The following is a 23,581-nucleotide window of genomic DNA, read 5'->3' on the forward strand; positions in this document are numbered from 1 at the left end:
CGCCCATGAACAGCCTGCAAACCGAGCAGATACCGGGCCACGTCGGCATGCAGGGCCCGGCGCTGAAGCTCGCCGGCGTGGACTATACCCACGCCGGCGGCCAGGTGGCGTTGCAGGGCATCGACCTGCAGGTCGCACCCGGCGAGCGCGTTGCCATCATCGGCCCGTCCGGTGCTGGCAAGACCACCCTGCTGCGATTGCTGGCCACGGCGCTCAAGCCTGACGGCGGCGAAGTCGAGCTGCTCGGACAACGTCCCTGGTCGATCTCCGCCGGAGCTCGCCAACGCCTGCGCACGCGCATCGGCCTGATCCACCAGGCGCCGCCGCTGCCACCTCGGCAACGCGTCATCACCGCGGTGCTGGCCGGTCGTCTCGGCCAGTGGTCGCTGGCGAAAAGCCTGCTCAGCCTGATCTACCCACTGGATCGCCAGGGCGCTGCCGACGCACTCGGTCGCCTGGACCTGGCGGACAAGCTGTACATGCGCTGCGATCAGCTCTCCGGCGGTCAGCTGCAGCGCGTCGGTATCGCCCGCATGCTCTACCAGGGCGCGGACCTGATCCTCGCCGACGAACCCGTTTCGGCAATGGACCCGGTGCTGGCCAGCCACACGCTGGGCCTGCTCAACCGCGAGGCACAGCGGCGCAACGCCACCCTGCTGGCCAGCCTGCACGCGGTGGAGCTGGCGCTGGAGCACTTCCCGCGCATCATCGGTGTGCGGGACGGGCGCATCCTGTTCGACAAACCGTCCGCCGAAATCGGCCCGGGCGAGCTGGCTGCGCTGTACGCCAACGAGCAGCTCGAACACACGCCGGCATCGGCACCAGCGCCGCGCGTGCAGCTGAACATTCCACGATGCTGAACCCCGCGCTCGTTCGCCATGACCCTGCCGCCACCTCCCGCCTGCTGCTGACGCTGCTGGCCGTGGCGCTGCTCTGGCCGGGCCTGCGGTTGAGCGAGCTGGACATTGGCGTGCTGTTCGACGGCAGCAACGCCGACACCATGGGCAGCTTCGTTTCGGCCTTCTGGCCGCCGGAGCATGGCGGAGACTTCCTTGCCCTGCTCTGGCAGGCGACGCTGGAAACCCTGGCCATCGCCACCGCCGGCATGACCCTCGCGCTGGCCATCGCCATTCCCTGCGCCCTTCTCGCCACTCGCGCGCTGTCGCTCTCGGCACTCAGCCGAGGCGGCCGCCCGGCCTGGTGGACCCACGCCCTGCGCTGGCCGGTACGCGGCCTGCTGATCGTGCTGCGCAGCATTCCGGAGATCGTCTGGGCGCTGCTGTTCGTTCGCGCCGTTGGCCTCGGCCCGACCGCTGGCGTGCTGGCCATCGCCATCACTTACGCCGGCATGCTGGGCAAGGTCTATGCGGAGATCTTCGAATCGGTCGACCCGTTGCCGGCCCGCGCCCTGCTCGGCAGCGGCGCCTCACGGTTGCAGGCGTTTTTCTACGGCGTGCTGCCACAGGCCACCGGAGAAATGCTGTCCTACAGCGTGTACCGCTGGGAATGCGCGATTCGTGCATCGGTGGTGATGGGCTTCGTCGGCGCTGGCGGGCTGGGTCAGCAGATGGATCTGTCGATGCGCATGTTCGCTGGCGGCGAAGTGGCGAGCATGCTGCTGACCTTCCTGGCGCTGGTGCTGCTGGCGGACCTGCTCAGCCGTCTGCTGCGCTGGAGGTTCGCATGAGGTTGCTGTCGCGCCTGCTCATCCCGCTGGGTCTGCTCGGCGCCGTGATGGCGGCGTTCACCTTCCTGCAGCTTGACAGCGCCGCGCTGCTCAGCCGCGACGGCCTGACCCAGATGGCTGCCTACGCGTCGGGCTTCATGACCCCGGATCTGTCGGCCAATCATCTGCGGGCGATCGCTCACGGCACGCTGGAAACCCTGGCCATGTCGGCCATTGGCACCCTGCTCGCCGCGCTGCTCGGCCTGCTGCTGGCGCTACCGGCGGCCGGGCGCTTCGGTTTGCTCGCGCAAGCGGCGTCGCGCCTGCTGCTCAATGCACTGCGGGCAATTCCGGAACTGGTGTGGGCGGCACTGATGGTGCTCGCCGCCGGCCTCGGCCCGAATGCCGGGACCCTGGCGCTGGCGCTGCATACTGCCGGTGTGCTGGGCCGCCTGTTCGCCGAGGCGCTGGAGAACACCCCGCCGCAGCCCGCCGACGCCCTGCGCCTGGCCGGCAGCGGCCGGGTCGCCGCGTTCTGCTACGGCACCCTGCCGACTTTGTGGCCGCAGCTGGTGGCCTACACGCTGTATCGCTGGGAGAACAATATCCGCATGGCCAGTGTGCTCGGCTTCGTCGGCGCCGGTGGCCTCGGCCAGATGCTCTACATGAGTCTCAGCCTGTTCCAGGAAGCCCAGGCCTCGACGGTGATCCTCGCCATGCTGGCGATGGTGCTGGCGGTGGACAGCCTGAGCGCCTGGGCGCGGCAGCGGTGGGTGAGAGGCTGAGGGCGGCGTCAGCGTCACGCCCGCCCCGTTTCAGTGCAGCGCCGGCTTCGCTACGCGTTCCTGCACCAGCACCCAGGGCGCCACGACCACGGCCCACAGGTCGGGGTCACGCTCCAGCCAGTCCTGCGCCTGCTCGGCAGGCATCTTTGCCAGTTGCCCGCCGGTCAGCCAGGCGGCCACCTTGGCCTGATCGTCCTCGGCCACCGCCACCGCCACCTCGACCAGATCGGCCTCGCCAGCCACCTGCAGCAACGCGCCGCGGGCGAAGAAAGGCTGCAGTTCCTGCCAGGTGATCGCTGCGGTTTCGCCCAACAGCTTGGCATAAAGAGTGCTTGCGTCGTCGGCCATGGGACTCGTCCGTAACGAAAAAGGCGCCATGATACCCGCGCCCCGATTCCCATCAAACGGTTGAATCTGCCGGCTGTGCAAACGGAGGAGACACTTCTACACTGTGCCGGTACAGTTGCCGGAGCGTTTCGGGATGTTCGCCTCTTAACGGCACTCCGGCCCGCAGGATTCAAACAATAACGATGCAAGTGGAGCACTTATGAAGACCAACCAGCGTCTTTCGAAAATTTTCCTGGCAATGGCACTGACCGGCGCAGCCAGCTACAGCCTGGCCGCCGACACGATCCGCATCGGATTGGCAGGGCCGGTAACCGGGCCGGTGGCGCAGTACGGGGACATGCAGTTCATCGGGGCCGAAATGGCCATCGAGCAGATCAACAAGGCCGGCGGGGTGAACGGCGCGCAACTGCAGGGCGTTCGCTACGACGATGCCTGCGATCCGAAACAGGCCGTGGCGGTGGCCAACAAGATCGTCAATGACAACGTCAAGTTCGTCGTTGGCCACCTCTGCTCCAGCTCCACTCAGCCGGCGTCCGATATCTACGAGGACGAAGGCATCCTGATGATCACCGCGGCGTCCACCAGCCCGGACATCACCTCCCGCGGTTACGAGCTGATCTTCCGCACCATCGGCCTGGACAGCCTGCAGGGTCCGACCGCCGGCAACTTCATTGCCGATCACGTCAAGCCGAAGAACGTCGCCGTCATCCACGACAAGCAGCAGTACGGCGAAGGCATCGCCACGGCCGTCAAGCAGACCCTTGAAAGCAAGAACATCAAGGTCGGCCTGTTCGAAGGCATCAATGCCGGTGACAAGGACTTCTCCTCGCTGATCGCCAAGCTCAAGCGCGAAGGCGTCGACTTCGTCTACTACGGCGGCTACCACCCGGAGCTGGGCCTGCTGCTGCGTCAGTCCAAGGAAAAAGGTCTGAACGTGCGCTTCATGGGTCCGGAAGGCGTCGGCAACTCGGAAATCTCCGCCATCGCCGGCCCGGCATCCGAAGGCATGTACGTGACGCTGCCGAAGTCCTTCGACCAGGATCCACGCAACAAGGAACTGGTTGATGCCTTCAAGGCCAAGAAGCAGGACCCGAGCGGCCCGTTCGTGTTCCCCGCCTACGCCGCGGTTCAGGTCATCGCAGAAGGCATCGAGAAGGCTGGCAGCACCGACACCGACAAGGTCGCCGAAGCGCTGCGCAGCAACACCTTCGACACTCCCACCGGCAACCTCGCGTTCGATGAAAAGGGCGACCTGAAGGACTTCAACTTCGTCGTCTACGAATGGCACCAGGACGGCACCAAGACCGAAGCCAAGTAACTTTCATCAGCCTGGCAAAGCCCACACTCGCTTGTGGGCTTTGTTTTAGCGGGCGGCCCTGCCACAAGCACCGGGCCGCCTTGCCATACCTGTAATCCAACGAGCGGCCTGAACAGCAGGCCCGCCTCGAACCGACGCCATGCGTGATCCGCAGGGTGCCGTACCGCAGTGGCGCCGCGCCAGGGTGTGCGGTGTGTTCGAAGTGGGCAGCGCAGCCAGACCGGATGGAATTGCAGGGACTTCGGGAGAGCAGTGATGCCTGAGCTTTACCACTACCTACAACAGCTGATCAACGGGCTGACCGTTGGCAGCACCTACGCGCTGATCGCCATCGGTTACACGATGGTGTACGGCATCATCGGCATGATCAACTTCGCCCACGGCGAGGTGTACATGATCGGCTCGTATGTCGCTTTCATCGCCATTGTCGGCCTGTCCATGATGGGCCTGGATGCCTTGCCTATCCTGATGATCGGCGCCTTCGTCACCGCCATGATCGTCACTAGCGCCTACGGTTACAGCATCGAACGGGTGGCCTACCGCCCGCTACGTGGCAGTAACCGCCTGATCCCGCTGATCTCCGCCATCGGCATGTCCATCTTCCTGCAGAACGTCGTGCTGCTGGCCCAGGACTCCAAGGACAAGGCGATCCCCAACCTGATGCCGGGCAACCTGGTCATCGGTGAAAGCACCATGAATGGTGTGGTGATCTCCTACATGCAGATCCTGATCTTCGTGGTCACCTTCGTCGCCATGTACGGTCTCACGCTGTTCATCTCCCGCTCCCGCCTGGGCCGTGCCTGCCGCGCCTGCGCCGAGGACCTGAAGATGGCCAACCTGCTGGGCATCAACACCAACGGCATCATCGCGCTGACCTTCGTCATCGGCGCGGCGCTGGCTGCCATCGCGGCGGTGCTGATCAGCATGCAGTACGGCGTGATCAACCCGCACATCGGCTTCCTCGCCGGCATCAAGGCATTCACTGCCGCAGTGCTCGGCGGCATCGGCAGCATTCCGGGCGCCATGCTCGGCGGCCTGGTGCTGGGCGTCGCCGAAGCCTTCGGTGCCGACATCTTCGGTGATCAGTACAAGGACGTCGTGGCCTTCAGCCTGCTCGTGCTCGTGCTGCTGTTCCGCCCCACCGGCATCCTCGGCCGCCCGGAGGTGGAAAAGGTATGACCGGCAATCTGCGTATCGCTTTCTTCAGCGCCCTGCTGGTCATCGCCGTGGCGGTGCCGGTGTTCGGCCTGAAGCTCACCACCGTCGGTATCCGCGTCGAGGTGCATGGCGCCGAAGCCGGCACCTTCTGGATCATCGCCGCCTGCGCGGTGGCCATGTTCGTCTGGCAACTGTTCCGCACGCATCTGGCCGCCGGCTGGGCCGCCAGCCCGAGCCTGCCGAGCGTGCCAGCCGGTGCTGGCAACTTCCTCACCCTGCCCTCGACCCAACGCTGGATCATCCTGGCGCTGGTGCTGGTTGCGCTGGTCTGGCCGTTCTACGGCTCGCGCGGCGCCGTAGACATCGCCACGCTGATCCTGATCTACGTGATGCTCGGCCTCGGCCTGAACATCGTGGTCGGGCTGGCCGGCCTGCTGGACCTGGGTTACGTCGGTTTCTACGCCGTGGGCGCCTACACCTACGCGTTGCTGTCGCACTACTACGGGGTCGGCTTCTGGACCGCGCTGCCAATCGCCGGAGCGATGGCCGCACTGTTCGGCTTCCTGCTCGGCTTCCCGGTACTGCGTCTACGCGGTGACTACCTGGCCATCGTGACGCTGGGGTTCGGCGAGATCATCCGCATCCTGCTGCGTAACATGACCAGCATCACCGGCGGCCCCAACGGCATCAGCGGCATCGACAAACCGACCTTCTTCGGCCTGTCGTTCGACCGCCGCGCCGCCGAGGGCATGCAGACCTTCCACGAGTACTTCGGCATCGCCTACAACTCGGTGAACAAGGTGATCTTCCTCTACCTGATCGCCCTGCTGCTGGTACTGCTGACCCTGTTCGTGATCAACCGGCTGCTGCGCATGCCGATTGGCCGCGCCTGGGAAGCCCTTCGCGAAGACGAGATCGCCTGCCGCGCACTCGGCATGAACCCCACGGTGATCAAGCTTTCCGCGTTCACCCTCGGCGCCACCTTCGCCGGGTTCGCCGGCAGCTTCTTCGCTGCACGCCAGGGGCTGGTCTCGCCGGAGTCATTCACCTTTATCGAGTCGGCGATCATTCTCGCCATCGTCGTGCTGGGTGGCATGGGCTCGCAGCTCGGCGTGATTCTCGCGGCCATCGTGATGATCCTGCTGCCCGAGCTGATGCGCGAGTTCAGCGAATACCGCATGTTGATGTTCGGCGCCCTGATGGTGCTGATGATGATCTGGCGTCCGCAAGGCCTGCTGCCGATGCAACGCCCGCACCTGGAGCTGAAGCAATGAGCCGCCCGATCCTGGAAGTACGCGGCCTGACCATGCGCTTCGGCGGCCTGCTGGCCGTCAACGAGGTGGCGCTGACCGTACACGACAAGCAGGTGGTTTCGATGATCGGCCCCAACGGCGCCGGCAAGACCACCGTATTCAACTGCCTGACCGGCTTCTACCAGCCGACCGCCGGCGAAATCCTGCTCGACGGCACGCCGATCCACGGCCTGCCCGGCCACAAGATCGCCCGTCAGGGCGTGGTACGCACTTTCCAGAATGTCCGCCTGTTCAAGGACATGACGGCGGTGGAGAACCTGCTGGTAGCGCAACACCGACACCTGAACACCAACTTTCTCGCCGGTCTGCTGAAGACGCCGGCGTTCCGTCAGAGCGAACGCGAGGCCATGGACTTCGCCGCCCACTGGCTGGAACAGGTGAACCTCACCGACATCGCCAACCGCCCGGCGGGCACCCTCGCCTACGGTCAGCAGCGTCGCCTGGAAATCGCCCGCTGCATGATGACGCGTCCGCGCATCCTCATGCTGGACGAGCCGGCGGCCGGCCTGAACCCGAAGGAGACCGAGGACCTCAAGGCGCTGATCGCCCTGCTGCGTGATGAACACGGTGTCACCGTGCTGCTGATCGAGCACGACATGAAGCTGGTCATGAGCATTTCCGACCACATCTACGTGATCAACCAGGGCACCCCACTGGCCAACGGCTCGCCCGAGCAGGTGCGCAACAACCCTGACGTGATCAAAGCCTATCTGGGGGAGGCGTGAGCATGCTGACTTTCGAAAACGTCTCGACCTTCTACGGCAAGATCCAGGCTCTGCACGGCATCAACGTGCAGGTACAACAGGGCGAAATCGTCACCCTGATTGGCGCTAACGGTGCCGGCAAATCGACCCTGCTGATGACCCTCTGCGGCACACCGCAGGCGGCCAGCGGCAGCATTCGCTTCCAGGGTGAAGAGCTGGTCGGCCAACAGACCTGCGACATCATGCGCAAGGCCATCGCCGTGGTGCCCGAGGGTCGGCGGATATTCTCGCGCCTGACGGTGGAGGAGAATCTCTCCATGGGGGGCTTCTTCACCGGCAAGGCGGACTTCCAGGAGCAGCTGGACAAGGTGCTCGGCCTGTTCCCGCGGCTGAAGGAGCGATATCAGCAGCGCGGCGGCACCATGTCCGGTGGTGAACAGCAGATGCTCGCCATCGCTCGCGCACTGATGAGCAAGCCCAAGCTGCTGCTGCTCGACGAGCCGTCGCTGGGCCTGGCGCCGATCATCATCCAGCAGATCTTCGAGATCATCGAGCAGTTGCGCGAAGACGGCGTGACCGTGTTCCTGGTCGAGCAGAACGCCAACCAGGCGCTCAAGCTGGCCGATCGCGGCTATGTGCTGGAGAACGGCCATATCGTCATGCAGGGAAGTGGTGAGGACCTGCTGACCGATCCGAAGGTACGCGACGCCTACCTGGGCGGCTGACCCCAACCATGGTCGACGAAAAGCCCTGCCGTCCTGGCGGGGCTTTTTCGTTTTCCGGTCCGGCATGCCGCCAGACGAACCCTCACGCTGCGCGTACGGTCGAACAGCCGCTATGCTTGCTCGAATGCCTCTATCCCACTAATGCCCGTCAAGGAGACCTCACGATGCGCCTTTGCCTGCTCGGCCTGCTCATGGCTGCCAGCGTCACCGCCAATGCCGCGGTACAGACGCAGGAAATCCCCTACACCGCTGCCGACGGCACCAAGATGATCGGTTACTACGCCTACGACGATGCCATCGAGGGCAAGCGCCCCGGCATCGTGGTGGTGCATGAATGGTGGGGCCTTAACGACTACGCCAAGCAACGCGCCCGCGACCTCGCCGAGCTGGGCTACAGCGCCCTGGCCATCGACATGTATGGCGAGGGCAGGAACACCGAGCACCCCAAGGACGCCATGAGCTTCATGCAGGCCGCACTGAAGGACGCCGATGCAGCCAAGGGCCGCTTCAACGCCGGCCTGGATCTGCTCAAGGAGCAGACACAGACGGATACCGACAAGCTGGGTGCGGTCGGCTACTGCTTTGGCGGCAAGGTAGTCCTGGACATGGCGCGCCAGGGCGTGCCGCTGGACGGCGTGGTCAGCTTCCACGGCGCATTGGCCACCGAAACCCGCGCCGCGCCGGGTAGCGTCAAGGCGCGAGTGCTGGTCGAGCACGGCGCCGAAGACAGCATGATCAGCGCCGACGATGTCGCGGCCCTGAACGTCGAGATGGTCAAGGCCGGCGCCGATTACCAGTTCGTCAGCCTGCCGGGGGCCAAGCACGGCTTCACCAATCCGGGCGCCGATGCCCATCAGAAGAACGGCCTCGACGTGGCCTATCAGAAAGCCGCCGACGAGCGCTCCTGGCGTGATATGCAGCGGTTCTTCGAGGACACCTTCGGCCCGTCGACGCCTGCCCGGTCGCAGTGACCGTTCGACGCGCCGCGTTCGATTCGCCCCGGCGGCACGCCTGCCGCCGGGGCTCGTGCTAGCATTGCGCGCACAACTCAGCGTCGAACACGAGTCATGACCGAACACGATTTCCGCTACACCCTGCTCAACCCCGCCCACACCCTCACCGAATGCCGTGCACTGGCGCCGGGCCGCTACCAGGTCACCGGCAATGGCGGCTCGATTCGCAGCGGCGACGTACTGATCGTCACCCTCAAGGGCAGCCGCGATCTTTCGCAGCGCCTCACCGTCGAGAAAGTGCGCCATCTGATCAACCCGCCCGGACAGTGGATGGCCGTGGCCAGCGGGCCGGTGTTTCACGAACTGGAGATCCTCAACTGGCAGGTCGCCTGTGACAGCTGTGGCAAGCGGCTGGACTTCGAGTTCGCCGTCGACGCCAGGCTCGGCGAGGCCGCACGCAAGCCGGCAGCCCAGGCACGCATCGCCGAGCTGGGCTGGTCCGGCCAGGATGGCCAGCACCGTTGCCCCAGTTGCCGGAAGGAGGAACAGCTATGACATTGCGCGTCTTGCCCCTGGTTGCAGCGCTCGGCCTGATCGGTTGCGCAACAGAACCGCTGGAACTGCAACGCGACGTAACCTATATCGCCGAGTGGATTGGCGACGAACCGGTGATCGGCCGCACACCGGTCTCGCTGACCTTGAGCGAAGGGCGTGCCTACGGCAATGCCGGCTGCAACCACTGGTTCGGCAGCTACGAGCTCGATGGCCAGCGGCTGCGCTTCAGCAATCTGGGTAGCACACGAAAGATGTGCGCCGAGGAGATCATGGAACAGGAGCACCAGTTCCTCGACCTGCTCAACCGAGTCGAACGCTGGGACGTCTCCAACATCGACCAGCTACGCCTCTGGCCAGGCGAAGGTGCCGCGCTGCGCCTCTGGCCGGAACTCGAATAAGCCGCGCCAAATGTGCGCAGACGACGGCGTCTGCGCACCGCTTTCAGGCACCGAAAGCCACTCCGCGACGCCATGCGCCGGCGCTTTTCCCCGCTGAATCCCGGAAAAAGCCTCCCATACGACCGTCAACTGGCCTCTGAGGCCTCTTCTGCACGATGGCGCCCTCCGGTCTGCGAAACTGGCACAGCCCATGCAATTACCCAGGTATCCAGTTTCGGGGACCTTGGTACAGGCAGGCCGAGAATCCCCTCTTTTATGCCTGCGAGGCCGCTCGAAAGAGCGGCCTCGTGCTTTTCGCCCAAGCGGCGCACGAACGAGGCGCTGTCTCAGAACAGGCGCAGCTGTTCGAAACCGCCACGCAGGTCGATCAACCGCACGCCGACGCCAATCAGGCGCACGGGCCGGGCGCGGCGTGAGAATGCGGTCGCCAGCAGGTCGGCATAGTCGTCCAGCTCCAGGCCGGCGCCAGCCTGTTCCAGGGTGGTCTGGGTGAAGTCATGAAACTTGAGTTTCACGAATGGCTTGCCCGGGCGATAACCGCTGTCCAACCGGGCCATGCGGGTCGACAGCTGCTGCAGCAGTTGGGGAAGCCGCTCGAGGCAGGCTGCCAGATCAGGCAGATCGCGATCGTAGGTCTGTTCGACGCTCACCGACTGGCGCCGGCTTTCCACCTGCACGGGACGCTCGTCGATTCCCCAGGCCAGACCCCAGAGCCGCTCGCCAAAGGCACCGAACTCCCGAACGAGCGACAACCTCCCCCACTCGCGCAGATCGCTGCAGGTGCGAATGCCCAGGCGGCCCAGTTTTTCCGCGGTGACCCGGCCAACCCCGTGCAAGCGCTTGACCTCGAGCGCTTTCACGAACTCCTCGACCTGCGCGGGCGTGACGACGAACAGGCCGTCCGGCTTGTTCCACTCGCTGGCGATCTTGGCGAGAAACTTGTTTGGCGCGACGCCGGCCGACACCGTGATACGCAGCTGCTGCCAGACCCGTCGACGGATGTCCTCGGCGATACGCGTCGCACTGCCGGCGAAGTGCTCACAGGCAGAGACATCCAGGTAGGCCTCGTCGAGCGATAGCGGCTCTATCTGCTCGGTGTAAGTACGGAAAATTTCATGGATTTCCCGCGACGCTTCGCGGTAGGCCTCCATCCGCGGGCGCAGGATCAGCAGGTCGGGGCACAGCTTCAGGGCATGCCCGGATGCCATGGCCGAGCGCACCCCGTAGGCGCGCGCCTCGTAGTTGCAGGTAGCGATGACACCGCGCCGATCCGCCGCGCCGCCGACGGCAATCGGGCGGCGCGCCAGGCTGGGATCGTCGCGCATCTCGATCGCGGCATAGAAACAGTCGCAATCGATATGGATGATCTTGCGAAGGGCGGTCTGGCTCACGAAACGGGGCACCGGCAAGGAGTGAACGAATCTTCAGCGCAACGGGTCGGTTATTGAGATGGTAAGTCCTTTACCGCCCCGATAACCGGAGGTTCAGATGAAAATCTTGTACGCGAGCGTGATCGTCCTTGGCGGCCTGTTTTCGGCAGCCGCAATGGCCGATCAGGATCAGATGAATACCCAACCGCAAGGCACCAATGTTCAGCAGGAAAAGCACGGCGACAGCCATGTGCGCGACAACGAGGACGGCGCCAAGCAGCGAATGAAGGAAGAAGTGCAGGACGACTGGCGCGAGGATGCGGAAAAGCGCCGCGAGAGCGACGCGATGAAGCCCGAGCAGCGCGGCTAAGCGTCAGGCTTCACAGCTCCAGCGGGTACGGCTGTACGAGCGCCTTGCCATAGCCGTCGACGAATTCCAGCGGCATGCGCTTGGGTTTCCCGCTGGAGAGTTCGATGCAGACGAAAGTGGTCTGCGCGCGCAGCAGCGTCGCACCATCTGCAGGCCTGATCAGCTGGAAGTTTCGCTTCATCTTCAGACGCTGATCGGACTCCGAGATCCAGGTGCCGAGTTGCAGTGCATCACCTTCGTAGGCCGCTGCCAGGTAGTCGATCTCGTGCCGCAGAACGGCCATGGCGCGGTCCAGGCGGTGATAGTCATCGATACCCAGGCCGAGGCTCTGGGAGTGCTGCCAGGCACAGCGTTCGAGCCACGTCACATAGACCGCGTTGTTGGCGTGTCCCAGTTCGTCGATATGTTCCGATGCCACGTGCAGGTCGATGATGAACGCCTGCGGCTGATCCCAGCTCATTCGTCAGATGCCTCGATGGCCGATTGCGATGGCCTATGAAAGCGCAGCGTGGCCGGCGAGTCACGCGCCTTGCGGCTCGCTATGACGGAGCATTCAGCAACCCGTCATTGACCCGGCACTTTCCAGCGCACAAAACAAAAAGGGCCATCTCATGATGGATGACCCCTTGATGCCCAAAACGGGCAATAAAAATGGCGTCCCCTAGGGGACTCGAACCCCTGTTACCGCCGTGAAAGGGCGGTGTCCTAGGCCACTAGACGAAGGGGACGAAACCTTCGACGATCCCGAAATCTTGGAATCGCTGGCAATTTGGTGGAGCTAGACGGGATCGAACCGTCGACCTCTTGCATGCCATGCAAGCGCTCTCCCAGCTGAGCTATAGCCCCGGATTTAGCGTCTCTCGACGTGCGATGCAAACATCGCGAATAGTGGCGTCCCCTAGGGGACTCGAACCCCTGTTACCGCCGTGAAAGGGCGGTGTCCTAGGCCACTAGACGAAGGGGACGCAAACCCTTCAAGCGCAACCTGCATCTACAACTACAGGCTGGTGGCAATTCTGCTCTTCGAGATTGGTGGAGCTAGACGGGATCGAACCGTCGACCTCTTGCATGCCATGCAAGCGCTCTCCCAGCTGAGCTATAGCCCCATCTCGAGGACGGGGCGCATATTAGGGGCGCCCCTGGGCAGTGTCAACAACAAATTTCCGCGCGACTAAAGTTTTTTGGCAGCAGGAACAATTACTTACCGCCGACCAACGGTCCTGCCCCGCAACGCGGCGGCGCCGAACGTCGGCACCGCCTTGGCTGCGTTGGCTCAGCCGAGGCTGGCCAGCAACTTCTCCCACTCCTTGGCTTCCTTCTTCGAAGCGCCGCCAAGCAGTTCCAGCGCGTTGCGCAGACGGAAGCGCGTCAGGTCGGGACCGAGGATTTCCATCGCATCGAGCACCGAGACGGAACTGGCCTGTCCGGTGATCGCGGCGAACATCAGCGGCATCACATCCCGCAGCTTGAAGCCGAGGTGTTCGGCCACCTGCATGATGCAGGCGGTGATGCGTTCCTTCTCCCACTGGCGCAGTGCCTCCAGCTTCCACAGGATCAGTTGCATGACCTGACGAACCTGCGTGGCATCGAGCTTCTTGTGCGCGAACAACGCCGGATCGAGTTGCAACGCGCCGGAGAAGAAGAAACCGGCCAGCGGCGCGATCTGACTGAAGGTCTCCACGCGCTGCTGCACATGCGGAGCGATCTTCATCATGTACTCGGGATTGAACGCCCACTTCCGTACCTCGGCGGCGAACTGCTCGACCGGCAACTCGCGCAGCCACTGGCCATTGAGCCAGGACAGCTTCTCCAGATCGAAGATCGGCCCACCGAGCGACACGCGCTGGAGGTCGAAATGCTCGATCATTTCCTCGAGGGTGAACTTCTCGCGCTCATCCGGCATCGACCAGCCCATGCGGCCGAGATAGTTGAGCATCGCCTGCGGCAGGAAGCCCATGCGTTCGTAGAAGGTCACCGAGGTCGGGTTCTTGCGCTTGGACAGCTTGCTCTTGTCCGGATTTCGCAGCAGCGGCATGTAGCACAGCTGCGGCTGCTCCCAGCCGAAGTATTCGTAGAGCTTGATCAGCTTGGGTGCCGACGGCAGCCACTCCTCGCCACGCAGCACATGGGTGATGCCCATCAGGTGGTCGTCGACCACGTTGGCGAGGAAGTAGGTCGGCAGGCCGTCGGCCTTCATCAACACCTGCATGTCCATGCGATCCCAGCCGATCTCGACGGTGCCGCGCAGCATGTCCTGCACCTGGCACACGCCTTCGCTCGGTACCTTCATGCGGATCACGTGGGACTCACCGGCGGCGATGCGGCGCTCGGCCTCGGCCGGGTCGAGGTGCATGCAATGGCCGTCGTAGCGCGGTGTCTCCTTGTTGGCCATCTGCTCGGCGCGGACCTGGTCCAGGCGCTCGGCGCTACAGAAGCAGGGAAAGGCGTGCCCCTTGGCGACCAGCTCGTCCGAATACTTCTTGTAGATCTCGCCGCGCTCGCTCTGCCGGTATGGGCCATGCGGGCCACCGACGTCCGGACCCTCGTCCCACTCGATACCCAGCCAGCGCAACGCATCGTAGATCTGCTGTTCGGACTCACGGGTCGAGCGCAGCTGATCAGTATCCTCGATGCGCAGGATGAACTGGCCGCCGTGCTGACGGGCGAAGCACAGGTTGAACAGCGCGATATAGGCGGTGCCGACGTGAGGATCACCGGTCGGGGAAGGCGCGATGCGGGTGCGAACCGTGGTCATGGAAGCTCTCGGACGAAAATGGAGAAACGAAAATCGAAGGGGCGAATGTTAGCAGGCACGCCGCGTCAGGCTCCAGCCGAACGCCTGCGCAGCGCTCGCCATGGCACGCCTCATACAGGCCGCTCGCAGGAGCGGGCCTGGGGACTCGAGAGGAAGCCTCACACCTGCAGCAACAGTTCGCGCAGCTTGTGAATCTCGTCGCGCGCCTCGGCCGCCGCCTCGAACTCCAGGTCGCGCGCCAGCAGCAACATCTTTTCCTCCAGCTGGCGGATGCGCTTGGTGATCTCGCTCGGCGAGCGCAGCTCGCTCTCGTAGCGCGCGCTCTCCTCTGCCGCCTTCGCCTCGCCCCGACGCTTCTTGCTGCGCGAGCCGGGCACCGTGGCACCCTCGAGGATGTCCTGCACATCCTTCTTGACGCCTTTGGGCACGATGCCGTGAGCTTCGTTGAAGGCGATCTGCTTGGCTCGACGACGCTCGGTCTCGTCGATGGCCCGCTGCATGGAGCCGGTGACATTGTCCGCGTAGAGAATCGCCCGTCCGTTGAGGTTGCGCGCAGCGCGGCCGATGGTCTGGATCAGCGAGCGCTCGGAGCGCAGGAAGCCCTCCTTGTCCGCATCGAGAATTGCCACCAACGAGACCTCGGGCATGTCCAGCCCCTCGCGCAGCAGGTTGATGCCCACCAGCACGTCGAAGGTGCCCAGGCGCAGATCGCGAATGCTTTCCACCCGTTCGACGGTGTCGATGTCCGAGTGCAGGTAGCGCACCTTCACATCATGATCGCCAAGGTAGTCGGTGAGGTCTTCAGACATGCGCTTGGTCAGCGTGGTGACCAGCACCCGCTCCTCCTTGGCCACGCACTTGCGGATCTCCGACAGCAGGTCGTCCACCTGCGTGAGCGCCGGGCGCACTTCGATCTGCGGATCGACCAGACCGGTCGGGCGCACGACCTGCTCCACCACGCGGCCAGCATGTTCGGCCTCGTATGGCCCGGGCGTCGCGGAGACGAAGATGGTCTGCGGGCAGATCGCCTCCCATTCGTCGAAGCGCATCGGCCGGTTGTCCAGCGCCGACGGCAGACGGAAGCCGTACTCCACCAGGGTTTCCTTGCGCGAGCGGTCGCCCTTGTACATCGCGCCGACCTGCGGCACCGAAACGTGAGACTCGTCGATCACCAGCAGCGCATCGGCCGGCAGGTAGTCGAACAGCGTCGGTGGCGGCTCGCCGGCATCGCGCCCGGACAGGTAGCGCGAGTAGTTCTCGATGCCATTGCAGTAGCCCAGCTCCATGATCATTTCCAGATCGAAACGCGTGCGCTGCTCGAGCCGCTGCGCCTCCACCAGCTTGTTCTGACTGCGCAGGTAATCGAGCCGCTCGCGCAGCTCGTCCTTGATCTTCTCGATGGCGTCGAGCAGCGTCTCCCGAGGGGTCACGTAGTGACTCTTGGGGTAGAAGGTGAAGCGCGGGAGCTTGCGGATCACCTCGCCGGTCAGCGGATCGAAGGCTGACAGGCTTTCCACCTCGTCGTCGAACAGTTCGATGCGTACCGCCTCGAGGTCCGATTCCGCGGGGAAGATGTCGATCACGTCGCCGCGCACACGAAAGGTGGCACGGGCGAAATCCATGTCGTTGCGGGTGTATTGCAGGCCGGTCAGCCGCCGCAGCAGCTCGCGCTGATCGAGACGGTCACCCCGATCGACGTGCAGCACCATCTTCAGGTACGACTGTGGATCGCCCAGGCCGTAGATGCACGAGACCGTGGTGACGATGATCGCATCCGGCCGCTCCAGCAGCGCCTTGGTCGCCGACAGGCGCATCTGCTCGATGTGGTCGTTGATCGAGGCATCCTTCTCGATGAAGGTGTCCGACGACGGTACGTAGGCCTCCGGCTGGTAGTAGTCGTAATAGGAAACGAAGTACTCCACCGCATTGTTCGGGAAGAATGCCTTGAACTCACCGTACAGCTGCGCGGCGAGCGTCTTGTTCGGCGCCAGCACCAGCGTCGGTCGCTGCACGTGAGCGATCACATTGGCGATGCTGAAGGTCTTGCCCGAGCCGGTCACACCAAGCAACGTCTGGTGCGACAACCCCGCCTCGATTCCCTCGATCATCTGCCGGATGGCCTCCGGCTGGTCGCCGGCCGGTTTGAAACGCGTGACCAGTTCGAACTTGGACATTTCGCCTCTCTAGTAAACGTGCATGGCCTTGATGTCGGAGCTGTGAAAGGTCTGTTCAGCACCTTTGTTTGCCCCATCGGCCTTTGCCAAAACTGGGTTGCCAGTCGATGCCGCCGGAGCAATCAAACCGCCCATCCGCCGGCGGGCAAAACGCACCAAAAGGCCGCAGAAAACCTCGGTAGCATATCGCAGGCGCCAGGCATGACCGCTATACTACCGCCCCGTTTGCGCATCACCCTGCGCGCCGACGCGAGGGTGGTGAAATCTGTCACTCCTTCTCTTTCGAGCCCCCTCACCATGAGTTTGTTCTCTGCTGTCGAAATGGCGCCGCGCGATCCTATCCTCGGCCTCAATGAAGCCTTCAACGCCGACACGCGGCCGAACAAGGTCAACCTCGGTGTCGGTGTCTACTACAACGAAGAAGGTCGCATTCCGCTGCTGCGCGCCGTGGCCGAGGCCGAGCAGGCACGCATCGCTGCCCATGCGCCGCGCGGCTACCTGCCGATCGAAGGGATCGCCGCCTACGACAACGCGGTGCAGAAGCTGCTGTTCGGCAATGACGCGGCCCTGATCGCCGAAGGCCGCGTGGTCACGACCCAGGCACTGGGTGGTACCGGAGCTCTAAAGGTCGGCGCCGACTTCCTCAAGCGTCTGCTGCCCGATGCCGTTGTCGCGATCAGCAACCCGAGCTGGGAAAACCACCGCGCGCTGTTCGAATCGGCCGGCTTCCCGGTACAGAACTACCGCTACTACGATGCCGCCAGCCACGGCATCGACCGCGCCGGCCTGCTGCAGGACCTCAATGAGCTGCCAGCGCGCTCCATCGTCGTGCTGCATGCCTGCTGCCATAACCCGACCGGCGTCGACCTGGACCTGAACGACTGGAAGCAGATCCTCGAGGTGCTGCGCGCTCGGGACCACGTGCCGTTCATCGACATCGCCTACCAGGGCTTCGGGGACAGCATCGAGGAAGATGCCGCCGCCGTGCGCCTGTTCGCCGAGTCGGGCATGACCTTCTTCGTATCCAGCTCGTTCTCCAAATCCTTCTCGCTGTACGGCGAGCGGGTCGGCGCCCTGTCGATGGTCACCCAGAGCCGCGACGAGTCGGCGCGCGTGCTGTCGCAGGTCAAGCGGGTGATCCGCACCAACTACTCCAACCCGCCGACCCACGGTGCCACCGTGGTCGCCTCCGTGCTCAACAGCCCGGAACTGCGCGCCATGTGGGAAGCCGAGCTCGGCGAGATGCGCAGCCGAATCCGCGAGATGCGCCTGGGTATGGTCGAGCAACTGGCAGCCAAGGGCGCGAAAGTCGACTTCAGCTTCGTCGCGGCGCAACGCGGCATGTTCTCCTATTCGGGCCTCACTGCCGAACAGGTCGAGCGCCTGCGGGTCGAGTTCGGTGTCTATGCCATCAGCACCGGCCGCATCTGCGCCGCAGCGCTGAACCGCAACAACCTGGGCACCGTCACCGACGCCATCGTCCAGGTGCTCTGAGCCTACGCACCGGGGCCACGGCGCACCTCGCGTCCGGCCCCGGCGCACTGCTGGAGGGGTTGACTTCTCCTTTCCAAACAGTAGGATACGCACCGTTGTTCCGCGATAGCTCAGTCGGTAGAGCAAATGACTGTTAATCATTGGGTCCCTGGTTCGAGTCCAGGTCGCGGAGCCAAATTCAAGAACCCAGCCAGCGCGCTGGTTTTTTTATTGCCTGCTGGACTCTCACCAGGGGCTGCGTCCCAGGTTATTCGCTTCGCTCACCCCTGCGGGGCCGCGCTGAAGCGCGTTCTGCTGACGCAGTCGAGTCCAGGTCGCGGAGCCAAATTCAAGAACCCAGCCAGCGCGCTGGGTTTTTTATTGCCTGCCGGACTCTCACCAGGGACTACGCCTCCTCTCATATAGAAGTGGAGCGCAGCGCTTGCAGCCGACTCACTCGGCCACCGGAGTACCCATCCGCTGGCGCCACCAGCCTTGCGCGAGCATCCAACAGCACCAGCCGGAAATCACGCCAAGCACGTTCGCGACCATATCCCAGCGCGAGGCGGTGCGATGCGGCAGCATGCCCTGTGCCATCTCGATGCCCAAGGCCGCCACGAGCGTGAGGCCGACACCCCAGAAGATCGGTAGCCGCGGGAACGCCAGCCGCAGAGTGAAGACCAGTGCTGCGAACCCCATCATGTGATGCAGCTTGTCCTGCTGGCTGAACAGCTGGGGCACGGGCTCGGGTTTGAGACCGGCAAACAGAACGACCGCCAACACGATCAGAAAAGGCAACACTCGCAAATAGGGCATACGGCGGAATTTCTCACTCGGAAGACTGATTGATGGTGGGCGATGCCCTTGCCGCGATCTCTGACCGGCAAATGGCAACAAAGGTCAATGGAGCGGCTCGCTGTCCTTTTACCGGATATCTCTGGCCCCCAAAAAAAAAGCCCGCATCCATGGATGCGGGCATTCACTGGCGCGCTGTTGCGGCGCCTGAAACTCAAGCCTCGGTCTTGCCTACCGCGGACTTGATCAGGGTCTGCAATTCGCCCTTCTCGAACATCTCGAGGATGATGTCGCTGCCGCCGACCAGCTCACCGTTGACCCACAGCTGGGGGAAGGTCGGCCAGTTGGCATAGATGGGCAGGTTGGCGCGAATTTCGGGGTTCTGCAGGATGTCGACGTAAGCGAACTTCTCGCCACAGCCCATTACCGCCTGGGTCGCGCGGGCGGAGAAGCCACACTGCGGCGCATTGGGCGAGCCCTTCATGTACAGCAGCACCGGGTTGTTGGCGATCTGCTCTTTGATGGTTTCGATGATATCCATGGACTACCTCGGCTAGACACGGTTGCCGGGCATTGTACCGGAAAACCTCTCGGAAAGCCGAGTGCGAGACTCGGCTATGTTGCCGCGCAAAGGCCGTCATTACTGAGATTCAGCCCTGCCAGGCCCCTGGACCGAGGATTTGCGCCTGTGCTTGCTTTCTGGATAAGATCGCGCCTTTCCCGTTTCGTCGCTCCCCGTGCGACTCCCCAGTCGTCGGTCCCCTTTTCTGTCGAAAATCCTCGGATCGCGCGCTGCGGCAATAAAGGTAGTTGATATGAGCGCAAGGCATTTTCTCTCACTGATGGACTGCACGCCCCAGGAGCTGAACAGCCTGGTCCGCCGCGGCATCGAGTTGAAGGATCTGCGCAAGCGCGGCGTCCTGTTCGAGCCCTTGAAGAATCGCGTGCTGGGCATGATCTTCGAGAAGGCCTCGACCCGCACCCGACTGTCCTTCGAAGCCGGCATGATCCAGCTCGGCGGCCAGGCGATCTTCCTTTCCCCGCGCGACACCCAGCTTGGCCGCGGCGAGCCGATCAGCGACTCGGCCATCGTCATGTCGCGCATGCTCGACGCGGTGATGATCCGCACCTTCGCCCATTCGACCCTGACCGACTTCGCCGCCAACTCCAGCGTACCGGTGATCAACGGCCTGTCCGATGACCTGCACCCCTGCCAGCTGATGGCCGACATGCAGACCTACCACGAACACCGCGGCAGCATTGCCGGCAAGACGGTAGCCTGGATCGGCGACGGTAACAACATGTGCAACACCTATATAGAAGCGGCCATCCAGTTCGACTTCCGGCTGAAGGTCGCCTGCCCCGAAGGTTACGAACCCGACGCCGAGCTGCTGGCACGCGCCGGCGAGCGTGTGCAGGTGCTGCGCGACCCACGCGAGGCAGCGGCGGGCGCCAACCTGATCAGCACCGACGTCTGGGCATCCATGGGCCAGGAAGATGAAGTGGCCGCGCGCCTGGCCACCTTCCGCCCCTATCAGGTAAACCGCGCGCTGCTCGACTGCGCCGCCGCGGACGTGCTGTTCATGCACTGCCTGCCGGCCCACCGTGGCGAGGAAATCAGTCACGATCTGCTCGATGACCCCCGCTCGGTCGCCTGGGATCAGGCCGAGAACCGCCTGCACGTGCAGAAGGCACTGCTGGAGTTTCTTGTCGAGCCGGCCTATCACCACGCATGAAACCTGAACTGCCGCTGCTACAACTGCGCGACCTGGCCTGCGGCTATGGTGAGCAGCGCATCGTTCAGCATCTCAACCTGCACCTGAATCGCGGCGACATCGGCTGCCTGTTGGGCCCGTCCGGCTGCGGCAAGACCACCACGCTGCGCGCCATCGCCGGCTTCGAGCCCGTGCACCAGGGAGAGATCCAGCTAGCCGACACCGTCATTTCCCGTGCCGGCTTCACCCTGGCGCCGGAGAAGCGCCGCATCGGCATGGTGTTTCAGGATTACGCCCTGTTTCCGCACCTTACCGTGGCGGAGAACATCGCTTTCGGTATCCGCAAACAGCCCGATTGCGCGCGCATCGTCGACGAAATGCTCGAGCTGGTACACCTGAGCGCGCTCGGCAAGCGCTATCCCCACGAGCTCTCCGGCGGTCAACAGCAGCGTGTGGCGCTGGCCCGGGCACTGGCGCCGGAACCGGCGTTGCTGCTGCTCGACGAGCCCTTCTCCAACCTCGATGTAGAGCTTCGCCGGCGCCTCAGCCACGAGGTGCGCGAGATCCTCAAGGCGCGCAAGACCAGCGCCATTCTGGTCACCCATGACCAGGAAGAAGCGTTCGCCGTCAGCGATCAGGTCGGCGTGTTCAAGGATGGTCGACTGGAGCAGTGGGACACGCCGTTCAACCTCTACCACGAACCGCTGACGCCCTTCGTCGCAAGCTTCATCGGCCAGGGTTATTTCATTCGCGGGCAACTGCTCGACCCGGAAACCGTGCAGACCGAGCTCGGTCCTATTCGCGGCAACCGTGCCTACAACTGGCCAAGCGGAAGCTCGGTGGACGTACTGCTGCGCCCGGATGACATCGTCTACCGACCGGACAGCCCGTTGCGTGCACTGATCGTCGGCAAGACCTTCCTCGGCGCGTCCACGCTGTACCGACTGCAACTGCCCACCGGCAACCAGCTGGTGGCGATCTTCACCAGCCATGCCGACTACCCCACCGGACAGGAAGTCGGCATCGCCATCGCCGCCGACCATCTCGTCATCTTTCCGGCACAAGGCAGCGTTGCCGCCCACGAAACGCTGCAGCCGACAACGGCGGCGCGCTAACCCTTCTGCCGGCGCTGGCGAAAGAACTCGCTGAGCACCGTCCCGCACTCCTCGGCCAGCACGCCACCTTCGACCAGTACCCGGTGGTTGAGAAAGCCCTGATCGAAGAACTGACCACGACTGACAACCACGCCGGCCTTCGGCTCGGTGGCACCATAGACGACTCGCTGAACGCGCGAATGCACGATCAGCCCGGCGCACATGCTGCACGGCTCGAGCGTCACGTAGAGCGTACTACCGGGTAGCCGATAGTTCTGCAGCGCCTGCGCGGCAGCACGTATGGCGACCATCTCTGCATGGGCACTGGGGTCGTGGCGCGAAATCGGGCAATTGAAGCCGCGCCCGACGATCTGCCCCTCATGCACCAGCACAGCCCCCACCGGCACTTCGCCCAATGCGGCACCCTGCGCTGCCAGCGCCAGTGCTTCGCGCATGAACCGCTCGTCCTGGCTGCGATCGAGGATCAGCGGTTTCCTCACGACTGCGCCCTACCCTGTTTCATACCACCTCGATTGCCGCCATCAGTCCGGTTTCCATATGGTCGATGACATGGCAGTGGAACATCCAGGTGCCCGGATTATCGGCGACCAGCGCGATGCGTGCCGTCTCGTTCTTGCCCAGCAGGTAGGTGTCGGTGAACCAGGGGTCGATCTTGCGCCGGTTGGACGAGATCACCTGGAAGGTCATGCCGTGCAGGTGGATCGGATGTTGATACTGACTGAGATTGCGCAGCTCGAAGATGTAATGGCCATCCTTCTTCAGCGTCGCGATCGGCCGTTCGGCGCAGCTCTTGTCGTTGATGTCCCACGCCTGGCCGTTGATCTGCCAGAACGTGTAGGCCGCCCCCTGCTCGACATCTGCCGACAGATGGCCAGCCCACTCAAAATTGAAGCGCAGCGTCTCCGCCCGCTGCAGGTCCGGCACCGCGACCGGGTTGGCCGGCAGCGCCGGCGGCCAGTCGCCAGCAGTTTCGTCATGGGCCACCGCGCGCAGCGTCGCCAGCCGCAACGGGCCGTTGCGCAAGGACAGCTCGGTGCCCGCCTGTGGCACCTTGAGCGCGAGGTCGATGCGCATGCCCGGGCCGAGCCAGTATTCCTTGCCCAGCGGACGCGGCGCGACCGGATGGCCGTCGAGGGCATAGACGCGCGCGTCGCCGCCCGGCAGGTTCAGTCGATAGGTCAGCGTATTGTCGAGATTGAGCACGCGCAGCCGTACGACCTGCCCGGCCGGCAGATCCAGCAACGGGGCATGTCTGCCATTGACCGTCGACAGCACCCCGGGTGTGCCTCCGCGGGCCGCCTCGCGGGGCACGCTGAACTCGGTGAAGGCGCCCTGCTTGTCGATGTGCCAGCTCTTCAGATTGAGCGTGCGCTCGTGACGGAAGCCGCTCGGCTCACGCTCCTCGACGATCAGCGGGCCGACCAGCCCGCGTCCCAACTGCGCGGCGCTGGTGGTGTGCGGGTGATACCAGAAGCTGCCGGCGTCGTGCAGCTGGAAGCGATAGTCGAAGAATTCGCCGGGCAGGACCGGCAGCTGCGACACATAGGGCACGCCGTCCATTTCCAGTGGCAGACGGATGCCGTGCCAGTGAATGGTGGTGGGCTCCGGCAGCTGATTGATGAAGCGCACACGCAACCAGTCGCCCTGGCGGCCGCGCAGCTCCAGGCCGGGCGCCTGCCCGCCATAGGCCCACGCCGGCGTAACGTGACCGGGCACCAGCTCGACATCCAGCGGCGCGGCGATCAATTCGTAATCATGGGTGGTGACATCGATCGGGCGACCGAGCCAGTAGCGCACGCCACTGCCGGCCAGACCGACAACACCGAGGCCGGCCAGGCCAGCGAGCACTTGTCTACGGGTAAAACGCATGAGAAAACCTGCTCCTGCACGA

General features: G+C 64.1%; 24 protein-coding genes and 5 tRNA genes. 16 read left to right on the top strand and 13 right to left on the bottom strand.

Annotated features, from left to right (window positions below):
- The first annotated feature begins 5 nt into the window (after positions 1 to 5).
- The 3 genes from PSTAB_RS14975 to phnE are packed head-to-tail and all read left to right on the top strand — an operon-like array spanning position 6 to position 2,451.
- Positions 6 to 860 (top strand): phosphonate ABC transporter ATP-binding protein, encoded by an 855-nt coding sequence (locus PSTAB_RS14975; RefSeq protein ID WP_013983594.1) that lies wholly within the window; start codon positions 6 to 8, stop codon positions 858 to 860.
- A complete protein-coding gene (locus tag PSTAB_RS14980; RefSeq protein ID WP_013983595.1) occupies positions 854 to 1,687 on the top strand; it encodes a PhnE/PtxC family ABC transporter permease in 834 nt (277 codons plus the stop codon). The genes PSTAB_RS14975 and PSTAB_RS14980 overlap by 7 nt, the downstream gene beginning before the upstream one ends.
- Positions 1,684 to 2,451: a phosphonate ABC transporter, permease protein PhnE gene (gene phnE / locus PSTAB_RS14985; RefSeq protein ID WP_013983596.1), complete on the top strand. Its 768-nt coding sequence runs from the start codon at positions 1,684 to 1,686 to the stop codon at positions 2,449 to 2,451. The genes PSTAB_RS14980 and phnE overlap by 4 nt, the downstream gene beginning before the upstream one ends.
- 30 nt (positions 2,452 to 2,481) lie before the next feature.
- Here the strand turns inward: phnE and PSTAB_RS14990 are convergent, their stop codons facing one another.
- Complete coding sequence (locus PSTAB_RS14990; protein ID WP_013983597.1) at positions 2,482 to 2,799, bottom strand: DUF2288 domain-containing protein; 318 nt, start codon at positions 2,797 to 2,799, stop codon at positions 2,482 to 2,484.
- A gap of 199 nt (positions 2,800 to 2,998) precedes the next feature.
- Between PSTAB_RS14990 and PSTAB_RS14995 the strand changes: the two genes are divergently transcribed.
- The 8 genes from PSTAB_RS14995 to PSTAB_RS15030 all read left to right on the top strand — a co-directional run bounded on the left by PSTAB_RS14995 (position 2,999) and on the right by PSTAB_RS15030 (position 9,923).
- The gene (locus tag PSTAB_RS14995) at positions 2,999 to 4,117 is read left to right on the top strand and encodes a branched-chain amino acid ABC transporter substrate-binding protein (RefSeq protein ID WP_011914083.1); all 1,119 of its coding nucleotides are present in this window, start codon (positions 2,999 to 3,001) and stop codon (positions 4,115 to 4,117) included.
- Positions 4,118 to 4,372: 255 nt separating this feature from the next.
- A complete protein-coding gene (gene livH, locus PSTAB_RS15000; RefSeq protein ID WP_011914084.1) occupies positions 4,373 to 5,296 on the top strand; it encodes a high-affinity branched-chain amino acid ABC transporter permease LivH in 924 nt (307 codons plus the stop codon).
- A complete protein-coding gene (locus PSTAB_RS15005; RefSeq protein WP_011914085.1) occupies positions 5,293 to 6,549 on the top strand; it encodes a high-affinity branched-chain amino acid ABC transporter permease LivM in 1,257 nt (418 codons plus the stop codon). Before livH ends, PSTAB_RS15005 begins: the two co-directional genes overlap by 4 nt.
- Complete coding sequence (livG, locus tag PSTAB_RS15010; RefSeq protein WP_011914086.1) at positions 6,546 to 7,313, top strand: high-affinity branched-chain amino acid ABC transporter ATP-binding protein LivG; 768 nt, start codon at positions 6,546 to 6,548, stop codon at positions 7,311 to 7,313. The genes PSTAB_RS15005 and livG overlap by 4 nt, the downstream gene beginning before the upstream one ends.
- Positions 7,314 to 7,315: 2 nt before the next feature.
- A complete protein-coding gene (locus PSTAB_RS15015) occupies positions 7,316 to 8,017 on the top strand; it encodes an ABC transporter ATP-binding protein (RefSeq protein ID WP_013983598.1) in 702 nt (233 codons plus the stop codon).
- 164 nt (positions 8,018 to 8,181) lie between these two features.
- Complete coding sequence (locus tag PSTAB_RS15020; protein ID WP_013983599.1) at positions 8,182 to 8,988, top strand: dienelactone hydrolase family protein; 807 nt, start codon at positions 8,182 to 8,184, stop codon at positions 8,986 to 8,988.
- 96 nt (positions 8,989 to 9,084) lie between these two features.
- Positions 9,085 to 9,525, top strand: coding sequence for a hypothetical protein (locus PSTAB_RS15025; RefSeq protein ID WP_013983600.1), 441 nt, complete (start codon positions 9,085 to 9,087; stop codon positions 9,523 to 9,525).
- Complete coding sequence (locus PSTAB_RS15030; RefSeq protein ID WP_013983601.1) at positions 9,522 to 9,923, top strand: META domain-containing protein; 402 nt, start codon at positions 9,522 to 9,524, stop codon at positions 9,921 to 9,923. Before PSTAB_RS15025 ends, PSTAB_RS15030 begins: the two co-directional genes overlap by 4 nt.
- A gap of 326 nt (positions 9,924 to 10,249) precedes the next feature.
- Here PSTAB_RS15030 and dinB read toward each other — a convergent pair whose 3' ends face one another.
- Complete coding sequence (gene dinB, locus PSTAB_RS15035; protein ID WP_013983602.1) at positions 10,250 to 11,314, bottom strand: DNA polymerase IV; 1,065 nt, start codon at positions 11,312 to 11,314, stop codon at positions 10,250 to 10,252.
- 97 nt (positions 11,315 to 11,411) lie between these two features.
- On the opposite strand from dinB, the gene PSTAB_RS15040 reads away from it, so the two are divergent.
- Positions 11,412 to 11,663, top strand: a complete 252-nt coding sequence (locus PSTAB_RS15040; RefSeq protein ID WP_013983603.1) for a hypothetical protein — start codon at positions 11,412 to 11,414, stop codon at positions 11,661 to 11,663.
- A 10-nt stretch (positions 11,664 to 11,673) separates the two neighbouring features.
- Here PSTAB_RS15040 and PSTAB_RS15045 read toward each other — a convergent pair whose 3' ends face one another.
- From PSTAB_RS15045 to uvrB, 7 genes are all read right to left on the bottom strand, one after another.
- Positions 11,674 to 12,123, bottom strand: coding sequence for an acyl-CoA thioesterase (locus PSTAB_RS15045; RefSeq protein WP_013983604.1), 450 nt, complete (start codon positions 12,121 to 12,123; stop codon positions 11,674 to 11,676).
- Between the two features lie 192 nt (positions 12,124 to 12,315).
- Positions 12,316 to 12,391, bottom strand: a tRNA-Glu gene (locus tag PSTAB_RS15050).
- Positions 12,392 to 12,433: 42 nt separating this feature from the next.
- Positions 12,434 to 12,509, bottom strand: a tRNA-Ala gene (locus tag PSTAB_RS15055).
- Between the two features lie 43 nt (positions 12,510 to 12,552).
- A tRNA-Glu gene (locus PSTAB_RS15060) sits at positions 12,553 to 12,628 on the bottom strand.
- Between the two features lie 65 nt (positions 12,629 to 12,693).
- Positions 12,694 to 12,769 (bottom strand) — tRNA-Ala (locus tag PSTAB_RS15065).
- 167 nt (positions 12,770 to 12,936) lie between these two features.
- Positions 12,937 to 14,418 (bottom strand): glutamate--tRNA ligase, encoded by a 1,482-nt coding sequence (gene gltX / locus PSTAB_RS15070; protein ID WP_013983605.1) that lies wholly within the window; start codon positions 14,416 to 14,418, stop codon positions 12,937 to 12,939.
- Positions 14,419 to 14,576: 158 nt separating this feature from the next.
- Complete coding sequence (gene uvrB, locus PSTAB_RS15075) at positions 14,577 to 16,592, bottom strand: excinuclease ABC subunit UvrB (protein WP_013983606.1); 2,016 nt, start codon at positions 16,590 to 16,592, stop codon at positions 14,577 to 14,579.
- 297 nt (positions 16,593 to 16,889) lie between these two features.
- Between uvrB and PSTAB_RS15080 the strand changes: the two genes are divergently transcribed.
- Both PSTAB_RS15080 and PSTAB_RS15085 read left to right on the top strand, forming a co-directional pair.
- Complete coding sequence (locus PSTAB_RS15080) at positions 16,890 to 18,086, top strand: amino acid aminotransferase (protein ID WP_041771805.1); 1,197 nt, start codon at positions 16,890 to 16,892, stop codon at positions 18,084 to 18,086.
- 99 nt (positions 18,087 to 18,185) lie between these two features.
- Positions 18,186 to 18,261, top strand: a tRNA-Asn gene (locus PSTAB_RS15085).
- A gap of 257 nt (positions 18,262 to 18,518) precedes the next feature.
- Here PSTAB_RS15085 and PSTAB_RS15090 read toward each other — a convergent pair.
- Both PSTAB_RS15090 and grxD read right to left on the bottom strand, forming a co-directional pair.
- Complete coding sequence (locus tag PSTAB_RS15090; RefSeq protein ID WP_013983609.1) at positions 18,519 to 18,881, bottom strand: VanZ family protein; 363 nt, start codon at positions 18,879 to 18,881, stop codon at positions 18,519 to 18,521.
- Positions 18,882 to 19,074: 193 nt separating this feature from the next.
- Positions 19,075 to 19,401, bottom strand: a complete 327-nt coding sequence (gene grxD, locus PSTAB_RS15095) for a Grx4 family monothiol glutaredoxin (RefSeq protein WP_011914097.1) — start codon at positions 19,399 to 19,401, stop codon at positions 19,075 to 19,077.
- Between the two features lie 274 nt (positions 19,402 to 19,675).
- Between grxD and argF the strand changes: the two genes are divergently transcribed.
- Together argF and PSTAB_RS15105 are read left to right on the top strand one after the other, a co-directional pair.
- Positions 19,676 to 20,596, top strand: a complete 921-nt coding sequence (gene argF, locus PSTAB_RS15100; RefSeq protein WP_013983610.1) for an ornithine carbamoyltransferase — start codon at positions 19,676 to 19,678, stop codon at positions 20,594 to 20,596.
- Positions 20,593 to 21,690, top strand: a complete 1,098-nt coding sequence (locus PSTAB_RS15105; protein WP_013983611.1) for an ABC transporter ATP-binding protein — start codon at positions 20,593 to 20,595, stop codon at positions 21,688 to 21,690. The genes argF and PSTAB_RS15105 overlap by 4 nt, the downstream gene beginning before the upstream one ends.
- On the opposite strand, the gene tadA is transcribed toward PSTAB_RS15105, so the two are convergent.
- Complete coding sequence (gene tadA, locus PSTAB_RS15110; RefSeq protein ID WP_013983612.1) at positions 21,687 to 22,169, bottom strand: tRNA adenosine(34) deaminase TadA; 483 nt, start codon at positions 22,167 to 22,169, stop codon at positions 21,687 to 21,689. The genes PSTAB_RS15105 and tadA overlap by 4 nt on opposite strands.
- Before the next feature lie 19 nt (positions 22,170 to 22,188).
- On the bottom strand, positions 22,189 to 23,559 hold the full coding sequence (locus PSTAB_RS15115; RefSeq protein ID WP_013983613.1) for a multicopper oxidase family protein: 1,371 nt from the start codon (positions 23,557 to 23,559) through the stop codon (positions 22,189 to 22,191).
- Positions 23,560 to 23,581: the final 22 nt, after the last annotated feature.

Origin of the sequence: Stutzerimonas stutzeri, assembly GCF_000219605.1 — a bacterium.
GTDB classification, from domain to species: domain Bacteria; phylum Pseudomonadota; class Gammaproteobacteria; order Pseudomonadales; family Pseudomonadaceae; genus Stutzerimonas; species Stutzerimonas stutzeri.

Bases quoted from the DNA above. Each gene is read 5' to 3' on its own strand.
- PSTAB_RS14975 (WP_013983594.1), top strand. From the start codon at position 6: ATGAACAGCCTGCAAACCGAGCAGATACCGGGCCACGTCGGCATGCAG.
- PSTAB_RS14980 (WP_013983595.1), top strand. From the start codon at position 854: ATGCTGAACCCCGCGCTCGTTCGCCATGACCCTGCCGCCACCTCCCGC.
- phnE (WP_013983596.1), top strand. From the start codon at position 1,684: ATGAGGTTGCTGTCGCGCCTGCTCATCCCGCTGGGTCTGCTCGGCGCC.
- PSTAB_RS14990 (WP_013983597.1), bottom strand. From the start codon at position 2,799: ATGGCCGACGACGCAAGCACTCTTTATGCCAAGCTGTTGGGCGAAACC.
- PSTAB_RS14995 (WP_011914083.1), top strand. From the start codon at position 2,999: ATGAAGACCAACCAGCGTCTTTCGAAAATTTTCCTGGCAATGGCACTG.
- livH (WP_011914084.1), top strand. From the start codon at position 4,373: ATGCCTGAGCTTTACCACTACCTACAACAGCTGATCAACGGGCTGACC.
- PSTAB_RS15005 (WP_011914085.1), top strand. From the start codon at position 5,293: ATGACCGGCAATCTGCGTATCGCTTTCTTCAGCGCCCTGCTGGTCATC.
- livG (WP_011914086.1), top strand. From the start codon at position 6,546: ATGAGCCGCCCGATCCTGGAAGTACGCGGCCTGACCATGCGCTTCGGC.
- PSTAB_RS15015 (WP_013983598.1), top strand. From the start codon at position 7,316: ATGCTGACTTTCGAAAACGTCTCGACCTTCTACGGCAAGATCCAGGCT.
- PSTAB_RS15020 (WP_013983599.1), top strand. From the start codon at position 8,182: ATGCGCCTTTGCCTGCTCGGCCTGCTCATGGCTGCCAGCGTCACCGCC.
- PSTAB_RS15025 (WP_013983600.1), top strand. From the start codon at position 9,085: ATGACCGAACACGATTTCCGCTACACCCTGCTCAACCCCGCCCACACC.
- PSTAB_RS15030 (WP_013983601.1), top strand. From the start codon at position 9,522: ATGACATTGCGCGTCTTGCCCCTGGTTGCAGCGCTCGGCCTGATCGGT.
- PSTAB_RS15040 (WP_013983603.1), top strand. From the start codon at position 11,412: ATGAAAATCTTGTACGCGAGCGTGATCGTCCTTGGCGGCCTGTTTTCG.
- PSTAB_RS15045 (WP_013983604.1), bottom strand. From the start codon at position 12,123: ATGAGCTGGGATCAGCCGCAGGCGTTCATCATCGACCTGCACGTGGCA.
- gltX (WP_013983605.1), bottom strand. From the start codon at position 14,418: ATGACCACGGTTCGCACCCGCATCGCGCCTTCCCCGACCGGTGATCCT.
- uvrB (WP_013983606.1), bottom strand. From the start codon at position 16,592: ATGTCCAAGTTCGAACTGGTCACGCGTTTCAAACCGGCCGGCGACCAG.
- PSTAB_RS15080 (WP_041771805.1), top strand. From the start codon at position 16,890: ATGAGTTTGTTCTCTGCTGTCGAAATGGCGCCGCGCGATCCTATCCTC.
- PSTAB_RS15090 (WP_013983609.1), bottom strand. From the start codon at position 18,881: ATGCCCTATTTGCGAGTGTTGCCTTTTCTGATCGTGTTGGCGGTCGTT.
- grxD (WP_011914097.1), bottom strand. From the start codon at position 19,401: ATGGATATCATCGAAACCATCAAAGAGCAGATCGCCAACAACCCGGTG.
- argF (WP_013983610.1), top strand. From the start codon at position 19,676: ATGAGCGCAAGGCATTTTCTCTCACTGATGGACTGCACGCCCCAGGAG.
- PSTAB_RS15105 (WP_013983611.1), top strand. From the start codon at position 20,593: ATGAAACCTGAACTGCCGCTGCTACAACTGCGCGACCTGGCCTGCGGC.
- PSTAB_RS15115 (WP_013983613.1), bottom strand. From the start codon at position 23,559: ATGCGTTTTACCCGTAGACAAGTGCTCGCTGGCCTGGCCGGCCTCGGT.